The 2,034-nt window shown below is 44.3% G+C and carries 4 protein-coding genes; all 4 read right to left on the bottom strand.

Going from position 1 to position 2,034, the window contains the following annotated elements; translation table 11 throughout:
- Positions 1-762 (bottom strand): tetratricopeptide repeat protein (locus F6K49_RS43910; RefSeq protein ID WP_293108118.1); only part of this gene is annotated, 762 nt, incomplete at its 3' end.
- A gap of 168 nt (positions 763-930) precedes the next feature.
- Positions 931-1,101 carry a hypothetical protein gene (locus F6K49_RS43905; protein WP_293108121.1) on the bottom strand — a complete coding sequence of 57 codons (171 nt, stop codon included), beginning with the start codon at positions 1,099-1,101 and terminating at the stop codon, positions 931-933.
- A 35-nt stretch (positions 1,102-1,136) separates the two neighbouring features.
- Positions 1,137-1,520, bottom strand: a complete 384-nt coding sequence (locus F6K49_RS53960; RefSeq protein ID WP_366514313.1) for a transposase — start codon at positions 1,518-1,520, stop codon at positions 1,137-1,139.
- Positions 1,521-1,792: 272 nt separating this feature from the next.
- Positions 1,793-2,034: hypothetical protein (locus tag F6K49_RS43895; protein ID WP_293108112.1), on the bottom strand; the 242-nt coding region annotated here is incomplete at its 5' end.

Below are 2,034 nucleotides of genomic sequence, written 5' to 3'. Positions count from 1 at the left end.
GTATTGATTTTCCCGAGCAATAGCTATGGATTGTTGGTGGTAATCAATGGCTTTTTTGTAGTCTCCCAGCTCATAGTATGCAAGACCAAGATTATTCAGGTAACCAGCTTCAGCCTCGTGGTTTCCTATTTCCCGAGCAATAGCTATCGATTGTTCCTGGTAATCAATGACTTTTTTGTACTCTCCTAGATGATAGTATGCACCACCCAGATTATTCAGGAAGTTAGCTTCACCCTCGCGGTTTCCGATTTCCCGAGCAATAGCTATGGATTGTTGGTGGTAATCAATTGCTTTTTTGTACTCTTCCAGATTACCGTATGCAAGACCCAGACCCATCAGGGAGTTAGCTTCACCCTCGCGGTTTCCGATTTCCCTAAAAATGTCTAAGGATTGTTGGTAGTAATGAATCGCTGTTTTGTAGTATCCCAGACCATTGAATACACTACCGAAATCATTCAGGGAGTTAGCTTTACCCAGGCGATCGGCGATTTCCTGAGCAATAACTAAGGAGTTTTGGTGGTAATCAATGGCTGTTTTGTACTCTCCCAGATTACCGTATGCAATACCGAGATTACCCAGGGAGTTAGCTTCACCCTCGCGGTTTCCGATTTGTTTATAAATCATCAATGCTTGCTGGAAAGACTGTAATGCTTCTGGGAACTCACCGCGACCAACGTGACTAAGTTCGTGTTTAAATAGTTTGTCCACCTCTGCTTGCTTACTGTCTACTTGAACTATGGCATCCCTAGGGTGTGTTTTCAAACTATAACCACAACAAAATTAATGCGATTTCTAACATAGCTGTATAATTTATAGCAAGTTTTTCGTATCGGGTGGCGATGCGGCGAAACTGTAAGAGGTCTGTTGATAGCACGCTCTATCAGATTGCGTTGTCGATAAATTTCACGGTTAAACGGGCCACGATGTAGTTCATTCGAGAGTCTTGGAAAAAGTAAAACGGATACCACGACGACGGAGGTAATTACGGATTCTACGACCTGTGTAACCAAAATCTCCAACTACTCTTTTGGGGCGAATACGTGGACGACCTCTACCAGAACGCTTTACTGCTCGAAGTTCCATCAATTGTTCAAAAAAAATTGACTCGTTTCTGTGACCTGGACTTAGAAGAAAGGTTAGGGGTTTCCCAAAACCAACACAAGCGTATGTGTATTAAGGTAGCTGAACCCACCACGGGAACGTCTACCGTGATTCGTCTTCTTCACCCCTTTTTTCCCACCAGCTGCATGTTGGTGGGCACGTATCACTGTTCCATCTACATAATGGACCTGCCAATTGAGTTTTCCATCAAGATCGGCTCTAGCTTGGAGATTTTCGCTCAATTTGCTTGCCCTACCCAGCTTTTTGCCACCGATAAAACCGTTAGGTGCGCTTTCCGTTGGCGAATTAAATTCGCCACGGGTCGCACCTGTTGCCACAGTTTGCCACTTTCCATAACGTTCTGGCAGGTCTCGCCACGGCGCTCCAGTTCTGAGTATCCAAAGAATGCCGTTGACCACTTGTCGGTGGGAACGAAGTTACCGTAAGAAGAGTGGTTAGAAGTTACCGTAAGAATAAAGAAGCCTTTATAGGCGACAGTCTGTGAATCATAAGTTTAAGTTATATGAAATAAGGCTTCTTTATTCTAAGGTTTCATCTCCGGCCTTATTTCATGAGTTTTAACCCTTTTATGCATAGCCTATCGCCTATAAAGGCTCCACTCTTCTAAGGTTTCCTCTCCGGTCGTGATTGGGCTTACCTGTATGGGGTTTTTGTGGTGGTAATAACGGTTTTAACCTCTCCCACTGTTCAAAACTTCACGTCCCCTCGAACCATGAATGCACCCATTGAACACACTACTTTTAGGATATAACGAGGCAAGAAAACACGCCCTAGGGGTTATAGTTCCTTCTTGCTCTGGGCTAACCGTGTTTTGTTCTTGAGCCAGTGCTGATAAACTCAGGAATCTAGCCACAACAGGCAATTCCCCAGGAGTGAAGCAGATAGTGATAAGTCCCAACCATAAGACTTGCT

The organism is Moorena sp. SIO3I6, assembly GCF_010672095.1.
The sequence above is the reverse complement of the archived record's forward strand: the minus strand, read 5'-3'. Positions and strand labels throughout refer to the sequence as shown.